15 protein-coding genes and 2 pseudogenes are annotated in these 22,354 nt (G+C 46.3%); 14 read left to right on the top strand and 3 right to left on the bottom strand.

The features are described 5' to 3' along the window. Nucleotides 1-3,328: two-partner secretion domain-containing protein (locus tag QUB52_RS12930; RefSeq protein ID WP_332976194.1), on the bottom strand; the 3,328-nt coding region annotated here is incomplete at its 3' end. Between the two features lie 81 nt (nucleotides 3,329-3,409). On the opposite strand from QUB52_RS12930, the gene rnhA reads away from it, so the two are divergent. From rnhA to QUB52_RS12905, 5 genes are all read left to right on the top strand, one after another. Next, nucleotides 3,410-4,315, top strand: a complete 906-nt coding sequence (gene rnhA / locus QUB52_RS12925) for a ribonuclease HI (protein ID WP_265235519.1) — start codon at nucleotides 3,410-3,412, stop codon at nucleotides 4,313-4,315. Nucleotides 4,316-4,515: 200 nt separating this feature from the next. After that, the gene (locus tag QUB52_RS12920; RefSeq protein ID WP_332972594.1) at nucleotides 4,516-5,127 is read left to right on the top strand and encodes a pentapeptide repeat-containing protein; all 612 of its coding nucleotides are present in this window, start codon (nucleotides 4,516-4,518) and stop codon (nucleotides 5,125-5,127) included. A gap of 317 nt (nucleotides 5,128-5,444) precedes the next feature. After that, entirely contained in the window at nucleotides 5,445-7,298 is a 1,854-nt protein-coding gene (locus QUB52_RS12915) for an abortive infection protein (RefSeq protein WP_332972595.1), read from the top strand. A gap of 113 nt (nucleotides 7,299-7,411) precedes the next feature. Next, nucleotides 7,412-8,239 (top strand): alpha/beta fold hydrolase, encoded by an 828-nt coding sequence (locus tag QUB52_RS12910; RefSeq protein ID WP_332972596.1) that lies wholly within the window; start codon nucleotides 7,412-7,414, stop codon nucleotides 8,237-8,239. Between the two features lie 57 nt (nucleotides 8,240-8,296). Beyond that, complete coding sequence (locus QUB52_RS12905) at nucleotides 8,297-8,851, top strand: hypothetical protein (protein ID WP_265235523.1); 555 nt, start codon at nucleotides 8,297-8,299, stop codon at nucleotides 8,849-8,851. On the opposite strand, the gene QUB52_RS12900 is transcribed toward QUB52_RS12905, so the two are convergent. Then, the gene (locus QUB52_RS12900) at nucleotides 8,848-9,396 is read right to left on the bottom strand and encodes a protein-tyrosine phosphatase family protein (protein WP_332972598.1); all 549 of its coding nucleotides are present in this window, start codon (nucleotides 9,394-9,396) and stop codon (nucleotides 8,848-8,850) included. The two genes, QUB52_RS12905 and QUB52_RS12900, sit on opposite strands and share 4 nt — an antisense overlap. Before the next feature lie 618 nt (nucleotides 9,397-10,014). On the opposite strand from QUB52_RS12900, the gene QUB52_RS12895 reads away from it, so the two are divergent. From QUB52_RS12895 to QUB52_RS12885, 4 genes and pseudogenes are all read left to right on the top strand, one after another. After that, nucleotides 10,015-11,238: a calcium-binding protein gene (locus QUB52_RS12895; protein WP_265235525.1), complete on the top strand. Its 1,224-nt coding sequence runs from the start codon at nucleotides 10,015-10,017 to the stop codon at nucleotides 11,236-11,238. 706 nt (nucleotides 11,239-11,944) lie between these two features. Further along, nucleotides 11,945-12,664, top strand: a complete 720-nt coding sequence (locus QUB52_RS12890) for a calcium-binding protein (protein WP_265235526.1) — start codon at nucleotides 11,945-11,947, stop codon at nucleotides 12,662-12,664. A 173-nt stretch (nucleotides 12,665-12,837) separates the two neighbouring features. Beyond that, nucleotides 12,838-12,939: pseudogene (locus tag QUB52_RS29265) on the top strand (hypothetical protein); the annotation flags it as partial. 68 nt (nucleotides 12,940-13,007) lie between these two features. Next, nucleotides 13,008-13,793 (top strand): calcium-binding protein, encoded by a 786-nt coding sequence (locus QUB52_RS12885; protein ID WP_332972599.1) that lies wholly within the window; start codon nucleotides 13,008-13,010, stop codon nucleotides 13,791-13,793. A gap of 166 nt (nucleotides 13,794-13,959) precedes the next feature. On the opposite strand, the gene QUB52_RS12880 is transcribed toward QUB52_RS12885, so the two are convergent. Then, on the bottom strand, nucleotides 13,960-17,568 hold the full coding sequence (locus QUB52_RS12880) for an eIF2A-related protein (protein ID WP_332972600.1): 3,609 nt from the start codon (nucleotides 17,566-17,568) through the stop codon (nucleotides 13,960-13,962). A gap of 503 nt (nucleotides 17,569-18,071) precedes the next feature. Between QUB52_RS12880 and QUB52_RS12875 the strand changes: the two genes are divergently transcribed. From QUB52_RS12875 to blaOXA, 5 genes and pseudogenes are all read left to right on the top strand, one after another. Then, entirely contained in the window at nucleotides 18,072-19,211 is a 1,140-nt protein-coding gene (locus QUB52_RS12875) for a response regulator transcription factor (protein WP_332969510.1), read from the top strand. A 257-nt stretch (nucleotides 19,212-19,468) separates the two neighbouring features. Next, nucleotides 19,469-20,305 carry a HipA family kinase gene (locus tag QUB52_RS12870; RefSeq protein WP_332972601.1) on the top strand — a complete coding sequence of 279 codons (837 nt, stop codon included), beginning with the start codon at nucleotides 19,469-19,471 and terminating at the stop codon, nucleotides 20,303-20,305. Beyond that, nucleotides 20,283-20,666: a DUF3037 domain-containing protein gene (locus QUB52_RS12865; protein ID WP_265235531.1), complete on the top strand. Its 384-nt coding sequence runs from the start codon at nucleotides 20,283-20,285 to the stop codon at nucleotides 20,664-20,666. The genes QUB52_RS12870 and QUB52_RS12865 overlap by 23 nt, the downstream gene beginning before the upstream one ends. 17 nt (nucleotides 20,667-20,683) lie before the next feature. Continuing rightward, nucleotides 20,684-21,097, top strand: coding sequence for an MAPEG family protein (locus tag QUB52_RS12860; RefSeq protein WP_332969516.1), 414 nt, complete (start codon nucleotides 20,684-20,686; stop codon nucleotides 21,095-21,097). Nucleotides 21,098-21,259: 162 nt separating this feature from the next. Continuing rightward, nucleotides 21,260-22,132, top strand: a pseudogene (blaOXA, locus tag QUB52_RS12855) (class D beta-lactamase). Nucleotides 22,133-22,354: the final 222 nt, after the last annotated feature.

Raw genomic sequence — 22,354 nt, 5'->3', positions numbered from 1 at the left:
GAGTTATTCCGGGTTGAGTTATTCCGGGTTGAGTTATTCCGGGTTGAGTTATTCCGGGTTGAGTTATTCCGGGTTGATTTGTAGTGACGATCGCACTACTACCTTGAGTGTAAGAATTGATGAAAGATTGTCCCTGAGTAATTGTACCCGAAGTATTGCTGGCGATCGCCCCAGCAGTCCCGTTAACCGTCGCATCTCCCACCGCAAAAGGTATCCGCGGATTGACATCCCCGCCGCCGTGGGCGATCCTGACTGTACCCGGTTGATCGCCACCAAGCGTTGAGACACTCACAGTGCGGTTTTGGTCAAAAGTACCAGTCACTCGCACCAAACCCGGAGTTGCGATATCAACTTTAGCGCCCGGAGCATAGACCGATACAATGCTAATATCATTTTGAGCGTTAATATTGACTGCAGGATTGCGGCCGCGCCCCGAAAGATTAACATCTATTTCCCCAGTTCCGATCTGCCCTCCCGCTAAAATATCCACAATTGATGAAGCACTAATATTGCCAGTGCTGACATTTCCCCTGCTGCTAACTAAATCAACTATAACTCCCTGCAAATTTCCAGAATTCACATTTTGAGCGGCTTCCAAATTGATATTTCCTCCAGCGTTAACATCCCCAATTCTCACATTCCCACGGCTGCTAACATCAACCGCAAATCCCCTCAAATTTCCAGCATTGACATCGCCAGATCCTGTCAAAGTCACACCGTTAGCTGCAGTAACATTTGCAGTCTGAATGCTTCCAGCATTACTATTAACTGAAACATTACTTCCCTGTAAAATTCCTGAATTTATATTGCCCAAAGCTGTCAAATTCACATTGCTGGTGGCGGCGGCACTGGTAACTCCAATCGTCCCCGCACTGCTGTTAATATTAACTCCCAAACCCCGCAAATCCCCTGAATTCACATTTCCCGCACTTCTTACATTGATATTTCCAGTTGACACAGTATTGCCGATCGCAATATTTCCCCCATCACTATTAACATCAACTGCCGCCCCCTGCAAATTCCCAGTATTTAAGTCGCTAGAAGCTCTCAAAGCAATGCTGGCGGCGGCAGCATCAATCGATGCCACGTTAATATTAGTTTGCGCGTCCAAATTGAGTGTGGGAATCGCAGGATTAACTGGATTTGCCGCAGTCGGATTAACGGTTATTAGCGCTGTGCTAATTTCCTGTCCCGCGACAATTCTGACATCTCCCGTACTGGCGATCGTACCCGTAGTCACACTTCCGCTGCTGCTGGTAGCGCTGACAGTCGCACCCGCGAGGTTCCCTACGGTTAAGTCGCCAGAAGCTGCCAAAGTGAGATTCTCGGTGGCTGTAACGTTGGCGGGTGTTGTATTGGGGACAATTGTATTCGGATCGGTCAACACTCCCAGAGCGCCGGAATTACTGGTAACATTCACTTGAGAACCCTGCAAATTCCCAAAATTCACATTACCGGCTGCTGTAAGTGCGATCGCCCCATTCGTCCCACTATCGATCGCACCCGTTAGGATATTACCCCCAGTCGCATTCAGAGTAATATTGCCGTTGATATCACCACGAGAGATGTCACTGGTCAAGATAATATTGTTAACAGCTTCAATATTAATAGTCGAACCAGACGTTAATCTGCCCCCAACTAGCACAGCCCCTGCGGCACTTGTGAGACTAATGCTACCGCCATTAATATCTCTAGTTGCCACATCTCCCGTGGCAGATAAAATCACCGGCCCGCCCGCAAAAATATTTTCAACAGAAATCAAATTTCTGGGAAAAATCGATCCCGAACTAAAAGCTGCATCGTCAGCTAAACTATTAGGAGAAATATTAAGCGGATTTACCAGATTTGCCACTCCCGCCCGCAAAATTAAGGCCGGACTGCTGGTTAAAATACGAATATCCGGATCGGAACTCGCATTTTCATTACCCAATGCAATATCAGGCCCCGTAATTGTAATATCCTCAGCAACTATGCTTCCCCTCGCCTCCACTTTCAGCGAAACACCCGTATAATCTCCTAAGAAAACATCTCCTTCGGAACTGATAATCGGGTCAAATAAACTCACAAAATTTCCCGGCATTCCTGACAGATTGCGCACCAAAAAATTGCCCCTCGAAGCAAAGTGAGAATCCCCGGAAATAACGCCGTTGCTGATTAAACTTAAATTGCCGCCACTTTGGAATTGTGGCGGAAGAGACAAGCCGCCGGTGGCGTTTAAGGTGAGAATGTCGATCGCGCGATCGGCCCTAATCTCTAAATTCCCCCCAGCCCGCGCCAAAAACGGATTCTCAACGCGATCGCGAACCCGTACCGCATCCCCTGCCAGCAAATTCAAATCCCCCGCAGTTTGCAACCTAGTCCCCGCTAACGTCAGATTTCCCGCAGCCGAAATAGTCGCACTTCCCGCATTCAATTGATCCAGCGCAGACGTATTCCCAGCAGCAATCGCCACATCCCCAGAATTCACCTGCAAACCAGAACCCACAAGCCGCACGCTACCGTCATCCGCAACCACAACACCAGTCGCCTGATTTTGCCCCGTACCTGTCAGCAACTGCGGCAAAGAAACAGGATTTAAACCTTGTGGAGAATTCCCCAAATTCCCGCCCGCTGATATCTCCAAACTCAACAAAAGTCCCGGTTGACTAATACGCAAAACATTCTCGCCCGGAACCGCAGCAACAGTAATTTGCCCTCCCGGTGCCGACAACTGCCCCGTACTAACAACCGTACCGCCCAACAAAGATAAATTATGGCCTGGAGTCACAGCCAAATTGCCAGCATTAACAATACTTCCCGGTTGATTTCCGCCAAAATAAAAAGTATTGGGCGCACCAACTAACGCGCTAAAATTATTTGTCCCCGCAGCATTAAACCAATTAGAACCAAAACCCACACCCGTCGCAGTAGTCGCAGTAAAAGCCCCCGGCACATTCAAACTCGCATTCGGGCCAAACACAATCCCCGCAGGATTAATCAGAAACAGATTAGAATTGCCGCCCGTGACATTAATCAAACCATTAATTAGCGAAGGGTTCCCGCCAGAAATACGAGCTAATATATTTTGAATAGCCGAATTAGTCAGAAAATTAGCAATTTGACCTTGATTTAAGCCGAATTGCCCAAAACTGTGAAAAAGATTCGCCCCGTCTCCCGACAAACTGCCGCCATTGATATCGTAGCGGTTGCCGGTGCGGGTGACAGCCGTGCCCGTACCGTCAGCAGCAGGCACAACTGTTTGCGCCTGGGCAAAAGTATTAAAAATTAACAAAGAAAACGGACAAATAAATAGCGCGACCTTTTTAATCTTTAAGTTGACGTTTTTCATGGCAGCAAATAAAACGATCGCAATTTCCTTAATTATCGCACCAGTAAACTGAATAATCGTAAATAACCAATTAACTCACTCATGACAACTCCCACCATCAAAAGCTTGTACACAGACGGCGCTTGTTCCGGCAACCCAGGCCCCGGCGGCTGGGGTTCAGTAGTTTGTTTCGCCGACGGCAACTGTCACGAACTCGGAGGTGCAGACCCTCAAACCACCAACAACCGCATGGAAATGCAGGCTGCCGTCGCTGCATTAGAATTTTTTGCCAATTCCGGTCAAACCGAACCAGTCACCCTTTACACGGACAGCGAATACGTGAAAAACGGCATCACCAAATGGATTCAAGGCTGGAAAAACAAAGGCTGGAAAACCTCGACGGGCAAAGATGTCGTCAACCAAGACCTCTGGCATCTGCTAGACAAGCTGAATTCCCGGCAAGTCAACTGGGAACACGTCCGTGGCCACTCCGGCGACTTCTACAACGACAGGTGCGACGAAATCGCCCGCAACTTCTCCCACAATCTCACTCCCGAACTGCAACAGCATCCACCAACAGCAGACGAGGCTGGGGCGAGCACGGGGGCATCGCCCCTACGCTTTGAAAACCCAATTGTTTTGGAAGAAACGGACGCAACTGGTAACAAAACGATAGAATCCTATGTCATAACTTCTGACCTTCCGATCTCCAACTCTACCATGATGGATTCAACTGCCGATACCCTGGAGAACTTGCCCCGCGAGGTAAGGGTTCAGGAACTCCGCAATCTGATCGAAACTTTGCACATCGCCGATGAAGTGGCCACCAAAGGCTACTTGATTACCAGTTCTGAACTGGCTGATTTGATGGATGTAAATGCCAGCGCTGTCACCAGCCGCGGAGACAATTGGGTGTGGCGCAACTGGGTAGTTTCTCGCGTCCGCCGCGAGGGGAACCAAATTCTCTGGCAATTAGAGAGAATCGATCACGTAAGTACAACAGATTAGTCATCAGTCATCAGCCATTAGTCAGATTCTGACAAGTGCCTTTTGGCTGCTGCGATATCTAGGGCTAATTCGCAGAACTATAACGGTAGGTGCGCGTCGCGTTCCTACCGTTTCAACACATTAAAAATAATTTTACCTATAATTAAGAAGAACAAACAAATCCCGAACAAACCGTGAAAAACAATAGTTCGATAGGTTTAATGAACTGGCTGCAACCCAAACAAGAAACCGTTTTGCTGTGCGACTCAATTGCAGCAGCTTCTGACATGGCATTTATGCTCAAGGGTGAGTGGGATGGCTGCAATAGTTTGGTTCTCCCTAAATCCGACAAGGTAGCAATTGAAGCAGCCGCTAGTTTGCTAGAGACTTCGTGGTGCTACCAAAATGCTTCCGAAACAGTTTTAATTCGCTTGGCAGCGGACGAATTGCTGCGCCGTTATTCCCTGGGAGACAGATTTTTTATTAATGCCAATTTGAGATGCGCTCAATTGGATAAAGTTTGCTTGGAAAAGATTGATTTGAGTTATGCTAAATTGAATTTAGCTGACCTGTGTGGCACTAATTTATGCCAAGCCAATTTAACATCAGCCGAGATGCCAGGAGCAAATTTGAGTGGCAGTAATTTGAGTGGAGCGCAACTTGTTAGGGCCAATTTAGTTGGAGCTAATTTATCAGATGCTAATCTCCGAGGCGCAAATTTGAGTTATGCAGATTTAAGCAATGCTAACTTGAAAGATGCAGATTTAAGAGGTGCAAATTTAGGAAGATGTGACTTAAGAAAAACTTGCTTAAATGAGGCGATAGTTGACTAAAATAGGGGGCGGGGGGAGAGCAGATTATTTATGCCCCGCGTGCCAATTATGATTCATATTTGCGATCGCGCCACCTGTAGGTAGGTAGTTGCGATGTAGCGCTATTTTCTATAGAAAAGAGCGAAGACAGCGCAACAACATACCTTGAATGTGACAGCAACCGCCACTCAAGGTATTTTCTATAAATAACCTCCAGATCGAGAGGACGCTCACCCTCGAGCGAAAACGGTTTGAGGCTCGTACTATACTAACTGTCAACAATCAACTGTCAACTGTCAACTGTCAACTGTCAACAATCAACCGTCAACTGCTATAAAATGATCTATGAAACTGCCCTCAGCCAGTTCTGGCAGCAATTAGGAGAGATATTGTTCGGTACTGCACAAAAGAGCGATCGAGCCGTTTCCGACAAATTGAGTAACTACGAACGCTACCAGCAAGCGGCTTTCAATCGACCAGAGTTTTATCCGATCGATCAATCTGTGTCGCCCGAATATTACCGCCCCATTGCGCCTTGGATGGGGCGATTAATTTTGCCTGCCAAAGAGCAACGGCAAACGATTCAAGGCGCGTTGTTTGAAATTCATCACGCGCCTGGTGAATTTCAGCATTTTGTGGGACAAGTTGCGATCCTGCGCTTTAGTGACGATCGCCTGGTGCAGGCCTACGTTCGGGCCGTGACGAAAGACGTGCATTTCAGTCCTCAAGCTGAACGTAGCCAACAAAAAGGCATAGTTCACCCAACAAGGCTCAATCACTGGCGACAAGTTAATCCCCTAGAGTCGATCGCAGGTTCGCATCCTCACGATGATGTAATTGTGATGCTGCAAGAACCCGTGGGTGTGGAACAATTTGCACAGAACAACATTCTGACCATTGCTCGCGAACCAGTGCAAATTACCGGACGTTATTACGGGTTAGTCAAATTTGTGCGATCGCTTCAGCCGAATGGTGATTTGTTTGAGGTAATTCACTTCGATCGCGCCTCGCGACAATTCGCGGGAGCCCAAGAAATCGTTAGCCTGCCTCCAGTAATTGCCAATAGCAATCAGACTCCTTCCTCCATCAGCAAAAACATTGAGAAATCGCCCCTAAATGAAACTGGATGGTATATTTACGGTGCGCCGGATCGATCGGGGCGATTTGTCGTGCAGGCGATCGCGCCTCGGAGTCTGTTGCAGGTTGAAGCTGACCGACAGATTGCAGGCAAAACCTCAGTCAAACACTACCTCAAACACGAGACTTGGAGCAATCTGGTTGCTCAGAAGGGAAAAACCAGTAAGGCATTGTTTCGTTTCAAATCAAATCGAAATCCAGCCAATTGGTACGAAGGAAAACGAGCCTTACTGATTCACATCTATGGTGGGATTGGAGGCAAAAAAGCAGAACCAGCTACCAAAACTCCGCTCTACTTCGGGCATTTTGCTTACGGACTCGCGACAGTCGTGCGAGAACCGCTGGCGAATGAACTGCGGTTTGACATTGTTTATCACCAAATCTACACACACAACAAGGAGGGGCTGATTGCTGGGAGTTTGCATTGGTCGCGCTACATGGGGGACAGACAGTTGGGCTGGTTGGGTTTGCGCCCGGTTTGCGATACGATAATCGAATTCGATGCTTTCACGAGCGAGTATGAAACCCAGAACGGCCCGAAGCGATCGCCACTCGATCGATTGATTTACCAGCTAGAAATCATGGCGGCTCGTTACCGGATTGGCGATGGTACCGGAGGGACGTTTGTTGGGCCTGACTACAATTGCACTCAAGACTCCAATCAAGCTTTGTATGCAGCAATGCGGCAAATTGCTCGATCGCTTCTGTCTCTCCCAAATATCGAAGCATCGAAACAACAACACCCCGAAGAATTAGATAAATTAGATCAGTTAGAACAGTTGAGCAAGGAGTTAAAACGGCTGCTGTTGCCCTGTGGAACCGCACGCGCCGACTGGAAGAATCAAGATGAAGTTTTGGGCAGCACTTTAGAAGATCGTCCGCTGCAAAAGATTCGCCGAAGCCTGTTGAGTTGGCGCACAATTCTACCGCGTCTGACAAGCGATGAAGTGACTCAAGCCTTTCTCGAACAGGGTGGGGAAGCCTGGGTGTTGCGAACAAATCAGGTAGGAGGTTTTAATCGAGAGATTGAACCTGTGGCGCCGATGACTTTGTAGCCCACTTTCCACAGCCCACCTGCACCCATATATGAATGTTGGGTGCGGAATATGAAGTCAAAATTGTTGAAGAACAAAACATTGTTGTGTCCTTGTAGAAGTCGAGGTATTTTATGCACCTTACAACTGTCGCCGGCCCAGCGGGGCGACTCAATCTCACCGACACGGGCGCAGTAAGCGGCGCAGAACCACAAGCCATCCCCGTCCTGTTAGTACATGGTATGGCCTACGACATCGGAGTTTGGGACGAGACGATCGCACTTTTGCGAGCAAATCTCGGTCAAAACCAGCGCATTCTGGCGATCGACCTCCGGGGCCACGGCGCATCCGAACCGCCCGCAGATGGCGATTACAGCCCCGATAGCTGCGCCGCCGACATCATCGCCGTCCTCGACGCGCTGAATATCCCGCAAGTAGCCCTTATCGGGCACAGCTTCGGGGCCCTCGTCGTCCTCGCCACCGCCGCCTCCGCCCCAACCCGGATCACCCGCGTCATCCTCGCCGATCCCCCCGGTGACTTTAACTACCTCCCACCATCCGTATACCAAGAACAGATGGTTCCCTTCCTCGCAGCGCTAGCGGGCGATGACTACCGCGCTGCGGCAGAGGAAAAGTTCGTCCAAGCCCTCGAAGGCGGTACTTCTGCGACGCGGGAAACTACGATCGCACGCCTTAACGCCACACCGCGCGATCGTCTAGTCGGTATGTACAAAGGTATGTTTGCTTACGATGCTGTCGGTGCGATCGATCGCATCCTTGCAACTCCGGGCGCGCGAATCGCAGCAGTGCTCGCACCGTCCAACTCCTGGCCCTTCAGCCTCCACCTACTCCGCCCCAAAATTGCCACCACCGTCATACCCGAAACCAGCCACTGGTTGCAGCTTGATGCGCCGGTTCCCTTCGCCGAAGCGGTGACAAATCAGTTGACAGTTGGCAGTTGACAGTTGGCAATTTTCATTGTCCACTGTCAGTAGTTAACCGAAAAATCAAGAAAAATTATGCCCCATTCTTTAATACTTCGCAGCTTTGTTGTTTTGACCAGTATTGCAGTTGCTTCTTTAACCACTTATCGAACAACCTCTGTGGCACAATCACCTCAAACAGCCGAATTCTATTTTATGGTTAATGACAAAGTAAAACCAGACCCGCGTGTGATTAAAATTAGCAGACATCCCTGTGGAAAGGCTGCACTTGCCCGCGTAACTTCTCTGCCAGATGTTGATACAAAAGGTTATTTAAGTTCGGACAAAGTGGTAGAAGTCGATCCTAGAAATAACAGAATCCAGCGATGGGCTAAACCAGTCGATTCTGCGATCGTTGCGATTGATGGCGATCGCATTCTAGTCGATGCTGATAAGAAGCTCTACTGGATTAAACCCTCGGGCAATTTCCAGCTTCAGCCCAATCAAATTGCAGCTAAAGAACCCATATTTGAAAGCCGCGTCAAAGACCATCCAGAGTTCAAAAATTCCGGCTATGCGGGTTTGTGGCGCTTTCAAGACCTAAAAACTGGAAAAACCAGAAAAATTATCTACGAAGCCAACTGTACTTAAAATAAGTCAATGCCAAAAGCACGACGGCAATCATCTAATAAAGTATCAAGTTCTCGAACGACTTTCCAGGGATTTCGACCTTTGAAAACAGCAGCGATCGCAGCTTCATAGGGATTTCTGCCAGTTTTTTTGACAGTCGCGATCGCCTCTTGGTTAGAAAATCCCCGCCCGCTAACCAACCAAGCAGCCAAAACCTGTCCTGTACGCCCGATTCCACCGCCACAGTGAACTACCACCCGATCGCCCGATCGATTTGCAGATGCCAAAAATGGTAAAATGCGATCGATTAAAATTTCGCGACTGGCCAATTCAAAATCGGCGATCGGAGCCCAGCAAACGCGATCGCACCCAAAAACATTTCGATAGCTTCCCAGCAAGTCAGAATAGCCCATCAGTTGCGTATCGGGAAGCAAGCAACAAACTCGATCGATCTTCTGGCATCGCATAAAATCAATCCAGCCAGCAACTTCGCGATCGCCGTATCCCGGTTTTGCCGCACCAAACACAACTAATTCATCCTCCGCTGCCGCAGCAAATTTGTACATCAGCCCTCAATTTAAATCCTAAAATAACTTAGAGATTTTTAGATATTCTTAGTTTTAATGTGTCATTTTTTACCTGATTCTTTTTTTGCGTTTTTACTAGCCTTTTCATTATAGCCATTTTTTCATAGATTTGCATTTATTGAAATGTACCCATACCCATTGGGTACTATTTTGTTATTTAAAATTACAGTATAAGTGACTGAATCGTTAAATACGACAATCTTTGTAAAAACCAAAAACTTTGCGGGATATACTTTTCAGACGTAACGCTTCAGTAATTAGTGCAGCAAAACTTAAGTGGCTAGCTTAACTGTCTAACTGTCCTGGACGTTCACCATAAATCAGGATAAAGTTGATATATCAAGTGCAGCGTTAGATTTCAAAAAATCAGGAAATCAACCTCATACTGTTTCATTATTGCAGTATTTCCTATTGTTCCAATTTACATTTACTCAAATTCATAGCAAAGTTTTGAGTGCAACACCTATCGCCGCACCTGGTATCTGCAAATTGCTACTCTAATTCACAAATTGCAGATAAGTTATTAACGGATCGTGGCGCTTGCTATCGCCCGATACAGTTCAGACAAATTGATCATTGTTTTTGGAGAAATTTAAGATGGCTAACATTCCAGGTACTCCTAATAACGACTTACTAAATGGCACCCCTGACAATGATAGCCTCACAGGGTTGGCAGGCGACGACACACTCTACGGTAAAGCCGGAGACGATGAGCTTGATGGTGGTTCTGGTGCAGACAAAATGTATGGTGGTAGCGGTAATGATGCCTACTTTGTCGATAATATTGCTGACGTAGTTGTGGAGAATACTGCCGAAGGTATTGACAGAGTAGAATCCACCGTCAGCTACACTTTGGGAGCAAACGTCGAAGACCTTTTTTTGAAAGGAACCGCTGCCATTGACGGCACGGGCAACAACGCCCATAATGCTATGGTAGGCAACGATGCCAACAACTCGATGTATGGTTTGGGCGATCGCGACTATTTATTTGGTGCAGGCGGTAACGACTTCCTAAATGGTGGCGATGGAGACGACCAAATCTATGGTGGTACCGGAGACGACCAACTCTATGGTGGTGCTGGTGCCGACGAAATGTTTGGTGGTACAGGTAATGACCAATTCCTGGTTGATAATGTTGGTGATTTAGTTACCGAGAAACCAGGTGAAGGTACTGATACCGTAGTCACTTCCACTATCAGCTATACCTTGGGTGCAAACGTCGAAAACCTGACTTTGAGTGATACTGCTGATATCGATGGCACCGGTAACGACTTGAATAATTATATTCTGGGTAACGCCGGCAAGAACTTCATCAAAGGTGAAAGTGGAGACGATCTAATCAATGGTAGAGGTGGCAAAGATATCATTCTTGGTGGTGATGGATATGACACGCTTTTAGGTGATAGTGGAAATGACAACCTACAAGGCATGAAGGGTAACGATATCCTCTACGGTAACGATGATAATGACCAACTTTCCGGTGGTGGTGGTAACGACATCCTCTATGGCGGTAATGGTAATGATGTCTTAGTTGGTGGTGGCGATCTCGATCCTGCCGGCAATAACATTCTTTGGGGCGGTGCAGGCGCAGATGGATTCAGATTCTATTTTGTTCCCACAGGGATTGACACCATCAAAGACTTCCAGAAGAGTGAAGTTGACAAAATTGAAATTCACCGAAGTTTTGGCGCTACTTCTCTCGACCAATTCAGCTATAACAGCAATACTGGTGCTGTCTTGTTCGGCCAAGTTCAGTTTGCAACTCTTGAGAATAAGCCAGCAGGCTTCTCAGTACAACAGGATATCATTCTATTGCCATGAGGATGAATTGACTTTTATCTGAGTTCAACAGTGATATCAATTCCGGTTGCACTCCTTATGATATAGAGGACACGGCAGTGCCTTTTCCCCGCGTTCAATTGTAGGGAGACGGCACTGCCGTGTCGAAAGCTGTGGGTAATATATTAATTCCAGTGCAACCGGAATTGATATTATGTCAAGTCTGTTTAACTGAGATATTGTACCTTTCTGAATAACAGGCTTTCCGGCCTGTTCCACAAAGAATTAATTTTCTTGTGGGTTGGATTGAAGCATAAAATCTAACATTTATATGGCGTTGAGTTTCGTCCCTAAACCCAACCTACACAGGTTATTTTATCCGTGATGCTTAGCAATTACGGAGCCAACTCTGAGAGTACCCAATGGGTACTCTTTTCTGTTTTTAGATTACAGCATAAGTGACCGAATCGCTAAATACAACCGTTGATAAAAAAACTAAAAGGTTTTTCTGGCATAGCTTTCAAGCTTCATTTTTTGCTGGTTTTTGGCGGATGGCTTAAATGGCTAACTTAACTGTCTAACTGTCCTGGACGTTTGCTGTCAGTCAGGACAAAGTTGATATATCAGATGCAGCGTTAGATTTCAATTAATTAGGAAATTAATCCCATGCTGCTTAAACATCTAGGTTCTTAACTTTGAGAACTAGATAAAACAAGGAAACAAACTTCAAAATCAAGGAGAAACTTCGATGACTGATATTAGAGGTTCAATGTACGCCGACACTTTGAATGGTGGTGCCGACAAGGATACTATCTCTGGCGAAGCGGGCGACGACTTGATATTTGGCTGGGAGGGCAACGATAAGGGTTATGGGGGTCTTGGGAATGATACCTTGTACGGATACTCTGGCAATGACACCCTCTTAGGTGATGAGAATAATGACCAAATCTATGGCCAAGATGGCATGGATAGCATCTTGGGGGGTGAAGGTGATGATTACCTCAATGGTGGTGATATTTGGTGGCGACCTGGCAACGATTCTGCCGATATACTCAAGGGCGAGGGGGGCAACGATACCTTAGATGGTTGGTATGGCAACGATACCCTTTACGGTGGATATGGCAACGACGAATTGGCTGGCTCCTTTGGCAATGACTACCTCGACGGTGGTTATGGCAACGATAGGCTTGGTGGTGAGCCTGGTAACGACACGCTTATAGGGGGTCCTGGAGCAGATATGTTCATTTCTTACTCACCTTATGACGGCGTTGATGTAATCAGAGACTTTCACCCCTGGGAGGTTGATAAACTCAACATCTCCAAGAGTGGATATGGTGGAATATCCTCAACCGAGGGATTTAACTACAACCAGAGCACTGGCGCGTTGAACTTCTTTACTATTCCGGTTGCAAGGTTGCAGGTTGGTAGTGGATTTGTTCCCAATCGAGATATCACCTTGGTTGTTTAGGACTCCTCGTCCTTGCTAGGAGTTGTGGATCAACTTGATTTTTCATAGGCAAAACCTACGAAAAATCAAGCCCTGTTCAGGCTAATTTCCGATCGCCCCCAAGACCTCCAATATGGCTTCCTGAGCTTGTGTAATGCCCGTAACTCCGGTAATATTCATACCTTCATAGGGGCGATCGACTTTACGGTGAGGCCGGCAACGACATCTTAGATGGTTTGACTGGTAACGACTCGACTTTACCTATTTGTTTAACTCCAAAGGCTGTAATTATTTGACTTTCGATTGTTGTTAAACAATTCTATTTTCATCACTTCAATGACAACTTTTTATCAGGTAAGACATCATGGCTTTACAAACAGATCCATCCGAGCCGCGTCGCTTAATTGGCGACAATACATCCGAACAAGTTTTTTTGTCGATCGCAGATACCAATAATTTTCCTTTGGGAGTCTGGATGCTCGGAGGGGACGATACAGTCAACATTTCAGCAGCTAACAATTTGGTGTATGGCAATGAAGGAGAAGACATTCTTAGAGGAAGTTTGGGTAACGATTCCTTATTCGGAGGCAGGGGGAAAGACTTACTAGGTGGAGATGCTGGAAATGACTATCTCAGCGGAGGGCAAGATGCAGATTTGATTTATGGCTTTGGGGGAAACGATCTTTTATTGGGTGGTAGAGGCAATGATTTCTTAGTTAGTGGTAATGGGTATGACACTTTAATTGGAGGTTTGGGGCGAGATATTTTATTCGGATTAGATGACAATATTTCTTTGCCTAAAATCGGCAGCAACTTGTATGTCTTACAAGCAGAACCCGGAGTTACAGATATCAATAATGCGGATCTGATTAGCCTTTTCAGAGTTGGTTTCGATCGAATTGGATTAGCAGGAGGTTTGACTGCTAGCGATGTAGTTTTGGAAAACCTGACAAATGTGACAATTGTATTGGGGTTTGACTGGCCACAAGTTTTAAAAGACCAAAATCTGACAGGTTTACTCAATCCTGACCCTATTGTAACGACAGGAACTCTCATCAAAATTAAAAATTCCGGCAATATATTAGGTTTTGTTGATGGTGTAACTTCGGCACAGCTTCAAGACAATATCATCTCGGTTCAAGGATTCTAATTGCCAATAACAAGATGGTACTCTTGACCGGACAGAATCACTTTGTCCGGTTGGATCGGTTGCGTCCTAATAATCTGGGCGAAGCATTAGGATACAAATCTAATTGAATTTATTTCACAAATAATCGCCCGAATGCTTCTCCCCTACAACTCTTAACTGTCAACTATCAACTGTAAACTGTAAACTGTTTGCCGATCGCCCCCAAGACCTCCAATGTGGCTTTCTGAGCTTGTGTAATGCCCGTAACTCCGGTAATATTTATACCTTCATAGGGGCGATCGGCTCTGAGAGTTCTCAAACAGTCACCGGTGTTGACATCCCAAAGCTTAATCGTCTCATCAGCACTGCTGCTTGCCAGAACGAAGTCGCGATTTTTTGCCTCATCCCAGACAACAGGACGCCAAGCAACTGACCAAACCTGACTGGCGTGGCCCTCTAGAATTTTCAAGCATTCTCCCGCGCCCACATCCCACAGTCGAATAGTTCGATCGTGCGAACAACTAGCCAGCATTTCACCGTCGGGACTCCACACCACCGCCCTTACCCTATTGCTGTGTCCCTGCAAAATTTTCAGACACTTACCAGTGTTGCTATCCCAAAGTCGGATGCTTCCATTGTGCGAACCACTAGCAAGGGTTTTGCCATCAGGACTCCAAGCTACAGATTCCACCCAGTTTTGATGTCCCTGCAAGATATTTAAGCATTCGCCGCTGCTGCTATCCCAGAGTCGAATAGTTCGATCGTTACCACCACTAGCAAGGGTTTTACCATCGGGACTCCAGGCTACAGTCCCAATCCAATGGCTATGTCCCTGCAAGATTTGCAGGCATTTCCCCTGTTGAATATCCCACAACCGAATGTTCAAGTCGCCCGCGGCACTCGCGAGAATTTGACTGTTGGGACTCCAAGCGACAGCCCATACCCAGGCTGCATGACCTTGCAGAGTTGTCAAGCATTCGCCGCTGCTGGGATGCCAAAGCCTGATATCGCAGTCATCCGAACCACTGGTGAGGATACTGCCATCGGGACTCCAAGCTAAACTCCAAATCCAATTGCGACGCCCCTGCAACATTTTCAAACACAATCCTGTATCGGGATTCCACAACCGAATCCGACTATCGGCGCTGCTACTGGCAAGGGTGCGCCCATCGGGACTCCAAGCTGCCGCAAACATGGAATTGCTGTATCCCTGTAAGGTTTTGAAACTGCGGCAGTCACTCGATCGATCGCCGTATACTTCCCACAGTCGCACGGTTTGGTCGTGGGAACCGCTGGCGATCGTTTTCCCGTTGGCACTCCAAGCCACAGTCACAGACCAAATCGAGTTAGTGTGTCCCTCTAAGGTTTGCAAACATTGACCGATCGCTGTATCCCAGATTGTGATGTTATCGCCTCCACTAGCACTGGCCAGCATTTTGCTATCGGGACTCCAAGCGACTGAGAATACACCAGAATCATATTTTTGTATGGTTTGGAGACATTCACCGCGATCGGCATCCCAAATCTTCACGCTGCGATCTTCACTGCCTGTGGCTAGTAGTTTTCCATCGGAAGTCCAAGCAATAGACCAAATTCCGTGGGTATGTCCAGATAAGATGTTGAGGCACTCACCGCTTTGGATATCCCAGAGTCGAACGGTTCGATCCCAGGAGGAACTGGCTAGGATTTGACCGTCAGGACTCCAAGCAACACAGGAAATCCGATGGCTATGTCCCTGGAAGATTTTGACACATTCTTCGGTACGAGTATCCCAGAGTCGAATTTCGCGATCGTCCCCACTAGCAAGGAGATGTCCGTTGGGCCACCATGCCAATGTTCTGACAGTAGCCTGATGTCCTTGCAAAATTGCCAAACAATTGCCAGATTCAATATCCCAAAGCCTGATGCTGCGATCTTCACCCCCACTGGCTAGGATTTGACCGTCTGGACTCCACGCAACCGCCCAAACCCAACCAAAATGCTCTCTAAATATCCCTCTCGGTTGTCCGTCAGCAACCTGCCAAACTGACACTGTATTGTTGCTATCTCCGATCGCCAGTAGTTGACTGTCCGGGCTGAAAGCAACTCTTAAAATGCTGCCAAACGGTTGAGTAAACCGGGATTTGGACAGGTCAGAATGGGCGAAATTAACTCGATGGAGATTCGCATCCTGAAAATCTGCTTGCCAAATACTGAGATAGGAAAAATCGCAATTGCTCAAGTCAACTTCCAGATAGCGCAACAGATTGATCATGTTACCGCCCGCATATCCAGTTTGATTGGGACACTCGGTTTGCAGGCGATATAAGATTTGATGCAATTGATAAACAAGGTCTTTTTTTGAACCAAACTGGTTCAGCAACCGGGCGACTAGCGGCGTTACAATTACGCGAATTTGGCTGTCTCGAATATAGTCTTTGTCCTGTACTTTCATCAGGGCATAGGTTTGCAGCACGGAAGTTGGGGACAAGGGAGTAGAGGATAAGCTGTCTGCAATTTCATCACAAACTCGATCGATCAGCGTCTGCGTGATATATTCCATCACCACAGGCTGTAATGTAAACTGACCTGCGTTAGTTTCAATCAACGATCGCCATTTCAAATTTTGCAGGGCTTCCATCAACTGCGTTTGGGATATGCCAGCATTTAAATCTTCTCGAAGTTGGGCAAAAGAAACCCATTCACGATCGATCGCCAACCAGCACATGACGTGATTCTCTAAGCTGGAAAGACGACTGCATTGTTGTTGAATTAAATCTGAAACATCACCAAATACAGTAACGTTTTGTGCTAGGAAAAGAGCAATATTGCCGCTGAACAAATCTCGAATGGTGGTGGCAACGATTTTTAATGCTAGGGGATTGCATCGATAGCGATCGCACAAATCCTGTTTTTGACTCTCCGAGCCAGTTAATTCCGTCGCCTTAATCAATGCTTGGGAGGCTTCTGGAGAACCGCCCAAGGAAAAGCCCTGTACTGCCAAGTCGCCCGCTTCCGATTGAGCAAATTGATGGCATTTTTCGCGGGTGGTTAACACCAAACAGCTTTGATGGCGAGTTTCGGCCACCGCGCGCAACATTTCTCCGTAAGCTTCATAGCCGGGACGATATTGTCCACTCTGATTCCCAGGTTGTGACAGGCTTTCGGTATTATCGATCACCAGCAGACAGCGATGATTCTGTAGACACTGAATCAAGCTGCTAATTTCTGCTTTTGTATCCTGTTGTCCTGAGAGAAATGAGACTAATTCTGCTAAGAAAGTTTCCGGCGGCGGGGCATTGCGGAGACTTCGCCAAATGACGTAGGTAAATTGGTTTTGTAGCTGTTCTGCCAGTTTGACAGATAAAGCCGTTTTGCCGATGCCACCAATCCCAAAAATACACACCAACCGACAATTATCTTGCAGAATCCATTGGGTGAGGGTGGTAAGTTCTGCGGTACGCCCGTAAAAGCGGGAAACATCTATGGCTTCTCCCCAATTTTGGGCGATCGACTTTACGGGCTGCCTTTCTGCTGCTGTTGGCTCTGGCTGGATGTAGTCTTGGTCGGTTATAGTCAGGTTAAAGGCGCGAAATAGCTCTTCTAGGGTTTGGCGATCGACTGCTGCTTTGCCACTTCGCAGCCGTCCGATCGATCGAGCACTGAGCCCTGTCAAATCGCTTAATCGCTCTAATGTGTAAGCAGAACCGCCATTTTCAGCAATGGCTAATTGTTCCTGAGTATTCTGGAGACGCTGTAAACCCCAATCTGAAAGAATCACGCCTCGGCGCTTGCGCTTTTGCGGCAGTTTAGTCATATCTTAACTATTTCAACTATTCCAACTTGAACTCAGACTTGTTGTTACATTCGTAGTTTCATTTAACCGCAGTAAGATTCGATCGCGCGTGCGGGCTGAAGTCCGCACTAAAAACCGTTTTTGTTATGGTAATCAACCATACATGATATCAACTGCCAACTGCCAACTGCCAACTGCCAACTGTCAACTGCCAACTGCCAACTGTCAACTGTTTTTAAAGCTTGTCATATCTAAAATCCAAATTCAACCCGTCATTTGCCGTAGTCAATTGTTACAAAAAAGATACAGAACTCATGTAGATAAGGCTACTTCTCCTGGAAACTCGTATTACCAGAAAGAATTGGTTTAAAGCCGGAACCCTTAAAGGCGAGAAATTAAAATCCGACTATTCATTACTCCAATCCTCTTCCTTCCAGATAGAGGTCGCCCTCATCTGTCATCTGTCAACTGTCAACTGAATGCAGATCAAGTCCAGATGATTAGTGATTATTTGATCAGGGAAAATGCAACACTTAACTCAGAATGATTTTAAAATTTTTTCAGGATGCCTACAGGAACTATACAAAACTTGCAGCGTTGAAGATTTCTCATCTCATCTGCTTTCAATAGTCTCGAAGGTTATTTCCGCAGTAGATTACACCTACACGACGCTTTCCTTCGAGAACAGCAAGACTACCACCCTCGACTATAAACTTGCCCCTGGGTTCGATCGCCTTGATACAGTAAATTTTGAGAAAGTTGCCCACCAGCATTTTTACGAAAACCCTCTAGTTGGTAATTATCTACGAACTCGTGACCATCGAGCGCATAAGGTTTCAGACTTCTTAAACGAGCAGCAACTGCATCGTTTGGAAGGACTGTATGGAAAGCTCATGCAGCCTAGAGGAATCAAGGATCTGATTGCAGTTTCACTACCTCTTACTTTGGCTGCTAAATCTGCGAGCAAGCTCTACTCTGGACAAGATGATATTATTGCGATTACACTTTTGGGAGACCGGATTTTCACTGAGCGCGATCGCTATTTATTCAACTTATTGCACCCTCATTTGGTACAAGCCCAACAAAACATGAATCAGTTTACCCAGATCGAACAGGATTGGGTACAACAGCGTCATACTCTGGAGGCCTTGGGAATTATTTCTCTCAACGGAGATGGGCAAGTTCAATTCATGAGCGAACGAGCTTTACATTGGCTAAAAAAGTATTTTCAAACCTCACAATTCTCAACAAAATGTTTGCCAGACAATTTGCAGCGATGGGTTAAATATCAGTTGTCGCTGGTAACACCAAATGATGAAATTCCTGCACCTCATTTACCACTAAAACTAGAGCTAGCAGGAAAAAAATTAGTTGTACGTTTTATGACTGAGCAACCGCTGGAAAAATATCTATTGTTGCTTGAAGAACAGGAGTTTTTTACTCTATCATCCCTATCTTTGGAATTTCTAGGGTTGACCAAGCGGGAAACAGAAGTGTTATTTGAGGTGACGCAAGGTAAGACTAATCCAGAAATTGCGGCAAAACTGAGCATTAGCGTTGGTACAGTCAGAAAGTATTTAGAACATATATATTCAAAGCTGGGAGTAAAAACTCGCGGGGAAGCTGTAGTAAATATTTTGAAACAGCTTGGGAAACTGCGTTAAACTTGGAATTTACTGATTTTATTCCCAAAAGAGTTGTTAGGATGGATAATAATTCGGACTTTTTAGTAGAATCGGCTCAATTCCCAAAATATATTTTTATATTTCTTTTGTTACTTTACATATTTAAAAATTATGTCAATTCTTGTTGAGCCAGAATATTCTAATCCGATGGCCCAGACTAATGACGACTCGGATCGCAATTACGATCGCAATTACCGTTATTCCTCAAGAAAACAGGCGTTACGTTAGAATTAGTCATGGCCAATTATTCAATCGAAAATCTCCAATCCCAAATCCCAAATAGCATGAGTCTTAGCTTGCGAACAGTCAATGCTACCAGATATGTCACTCCTTTACGCGAGGGCGGTTCGTTACCGGCGATCGTCGAAGCCGACGATGATGGTATGTACGTGCTCAAATTTCGCGGTGCCGGCCAGGGAGTAAAATCTTTAATTGCGGAACTCGTAGCGGGGGAAATTGCGCGCGCCTGCGGGCTACCAATCCCCGAACTCGTGTTTGTGGAACTCGATCCCGAACTCGCCCGCACTGAACCAGACCCGGAAATTCAAGACTTAATTCGCGCCAGTGCAGGCCTAAACCTCGCCCTCGACTATCTTCCCGGTTCCATCACCTTTGACCCCGTAGCGGGCAAATCTGAGGCGGATCTGGCCTCGGAAATTGTCTGGTTCGATGCTTTTGTCACCAACATCGATCGCACGCCGCGCAATGCAAATATGCTGGTATGGCACCGCCGGCTGTGGCTGATAGATCACGGTGCGGCGATGTATTTCCACCACACTTGGAAAGATTATCTTTCGCGCAGTCGCGATCGTTTTTCCCCAATTAAAGACCACGTTCTGCTGCGTTTTGCGAGCAATCTGGAATCTGCAAACTTCAAGATGACTCAGATGTTAACGCCAGAAATCATTCGCAACATCGTTCAACTGATTCCCGATGTTTGGCTGGTGGAAAATTCCCCTTTCACCGACAGCAACCAACATCGCGATGCTTATATTGAGTACCTACTAAATCGGCTAGAATCAACACATATTTTTTTGGAGGAAGCGATTAGTGCCCGATCGATGTCTGTATGATTATGCCATTATCCGCGTCGTTCCCAAAGTCGATCGCGAAGAGTTTATCAACGTCGGGGCGATTGTTTCCTGCGGTACCAAAAAATTTCTCGAAGCCAGGATCGAAATTGACGAACAGCGCTTGAGGGCGATCGACTCAACCTTGGATCTGGAACTGATTCGCAACCACCTAGCCGTCATTCCCGTCATTTGTGCGGGCGGCCCGGAATCTGGCGCGATCGGTCAACTTCCCCACAGAGAGCGCTTTCACTGGCTCGTAGCGCCCCGCAGCACGATCGTTCAAACATCAAGGGTACACACTGGTTTGTGCGAAAATCTCCCAAGCGCGATCGAACATTTGCTCAATACAATGGTGCGATAGTTTCGCAAGGTAAAAAAATGATCCAAATCGAACAGACAAATATGACTGTCCCTCTCTGGGGTTTAGTAATTTTCATCCTGTGGACGATCGCAGTTGTAGTCATGCTGCTGACAGTCAGGATTCGGCATCTATCTGCCGGCGGTTCTCCCAAAGATTTCGGCACACCAAACGATGAAAGTTTGCTGTGGCGACTATTTCGAGTACAATCCAACTTGGTAGAAAACCTGCCTTTGTATTTGGGAGTTGTTTTCCTGCTAACAGTTAGGGGCGTCTCAGGAACAGTCGTAGATTCGCTAATTGTTGCCTACATCCTATTTCGGCTGGTGCATTCAATGGTTCACATCGCTGGCCTCGATCCCAAGTTTCGGATTGTGAGTTTAGCAATTCAGTTAAGCTGCTTGGTAGCCTTGACTGTGATGGCAGTTTTGTAGTTGATGACTTACACAACGATCGCATATATTGTAGGGTGCGTCAAGCCCACAATCTAATTATTTCGCACGCAGCCTAAGTCTGACGCACCTTACTTACAAGTCGATCGATCGTCTAAAATTACTGTCTGTGATTTTGCTAACCAACCTCAATTATCGAATTTTATGAACCGAATCATGCGGGCGATCGCTCTAATTGTAATTGTATTAAGCTGCATTACTGCTGTTTTAGTTCAGACATAGCAATCGGCCTTAACCGCACCAACTCCAGCCCTGGAATCTCCGCGCGGCGCAGGAGATATCGCTCAAACAACCAATTTTGGAAGGCACTTTCAAGATTTAGGAGTAGAAGGCTCGATCGCCATTTACGACTTGAATAGCGATCGGCTTTACCAACACAACCCGCCGCGCAACAGCACAGCTTTTTTACCCGGATCTACATTTAAAATTCTCAACTCTTTGATTTCCTTAGAAACAGGCGTAATTTCCAATGAACTTGCAATTCTCACTTGGGATGGAATTCAAAGGCAAATTCCCGCCTGGAATCGAGACTTGAATATGAGAGAAGCTATCAAACTTTCCGCCGTCTGGTTTTACCAAGTTCTCGCGCGCCGAGTCGGACACGAACAAATGCAAAAATGGGTAGCCAAAGCCGATTATGGCAACCAAAACATTGGCAAAAAAGATGATATTGATAAATTTTGGTTAGAAGGAGAACTACGAATCACACCCAACCAGCAAATTCAATTTTTGCGCCGTCTCCACAAAAACGACTTACCCTTTTCCGAGCGATCGATCTCTCTAGTTAAAGACATCATGATTGTCGAACAAACTCCCGATTACACAATCAGGGCAAAAACAGGCTGGGCAGTTTTTGGAGAACAAACAAAGCCTCAACTTGGCTGGTATGTCGGTTATTTAGAGAAGAATAAAAATGCTTATTTTTTTGCCACAAACATTGACATTCGCAGTACAAACGATGGAGCAGCCAGAATCGAGTTAACGCGCCGTTGCTTCAAAGATATGGGGCTGCTGTAAATGCGTTATCTGTTCTCTAATCACAAACCTGTAGATAATTCTTCTAAAATCTTACCCTCTCATATCTTGAAAAACATCTGCGTGTATCTGTGTTAATCTGCCTCGATCTGCGGTTTCCCCATTGCTCAAAAAATCACGCAATAAGTTTACCAATTATTAATTACCTTTTTCCCAACCTTACCATAAATCAAAATATTTTTAAAACTTAACAATTTAGGCTCT

Source organism: Microcoleus sp. A6-C6 (assembly GCF_036705955.1).
Lineage (GTDB): Bacteria > Cyanobacteriota > Cyanobacteriia > Cyanobacteriales > Microcoleaceae > Microcoleus.
The sequence above is the reverse complement of the archived record's forward strand: the minus strand, read 5'-3'. Positions and strand labels throughout refer to the sequence as shown.

Coding starts and splice junctions, on each gene's coding strand:
- QUB52_RS12920 (WP_332972594.1), top strand. CDS start 4,516: ATGAACTGGCTGCAACCCAAACAAGAAACCGTTTTGCTGTGCGACTCA.
- QUB52_RS12905 (WP_265235523.1), top strand. CDS start 8,297: ATGCCCCATTCTTTAATACTTCGCAGCTTTGTTGTTTTGACCAGTATT.
- rnhA (WP_265235519.1), top strand. CDS start 3,410: ATGACAACTCCCACCATCAAAAGCTTGTACACAGACGGCGCTTGTTCC.
- QUB52_RS12860 (WP_332969516.1), top strand. CDS start 20,684: ATGATCCAAATCGAACAGACAAATATGACTGTCCCTCTCTGGGGTTTA.
- QUB52_RS12885 (WP_332972599.1), top strand. CDS start 13,008: ATGGCTTTACAAACAGATCCATCCGAGCCGCGTCGCTTAATTGGCGAC.
- QUB52_RS12895 (WP_265235525.1), top strand. CDS start 10,015: ATGGCTAACATTCCAGGTACTCCTAATAACGACTTACTAAATGGCACC.
- QUB52_RS12900 (WP_332972598.1), bottom strand. CDS start 9,396: ATGTACAAATTTGCTGCGGCAGCGGAGGATGAATTAGTTGTGTTTGGT.
- QUB52_RS12875 (WP_332969510.1), top strand. CDS start 18,072: ATGCAACACTTAACTCAGAATGATTTTAAAATTTTTTCAGGATGCCTA.
- QUB52_RS12910 (WP_332972596.1), top strand. CDS start 7,412: ATGCACCTTACAACTGTCGCCGGCCCAGCGGGGCGACTCAATCTCACC.
- QUB52_RS12915 (WP_332972595.1), top strand. CDS start 5,445: ATGATCTATGAAACTGCCCTCAGCCAGTTCTGGCAGCAATTAGGAGAG.
- QUB52_RS12880 (WP_332972600.1), bottom strand. CDS start 17,568: ATGACTAAACTGCCGCAAAAGCGCAAGCGCCGAGGCGTGATTCTTTCA.
- QUB52_RS12870 (WP_332972601.1), top strand. CDS start 19,469: ATGGCCAATTATTCAATCGAAAATCTCCAATCCCAAATCCCAAATAGC.
- QUB52_RS12890 (WP_265235526.1), top strand. CDS start 11,945: ATGACTGATATTAGAGGTTCAATGTACGCCGACACTTTGAATGGTGGT.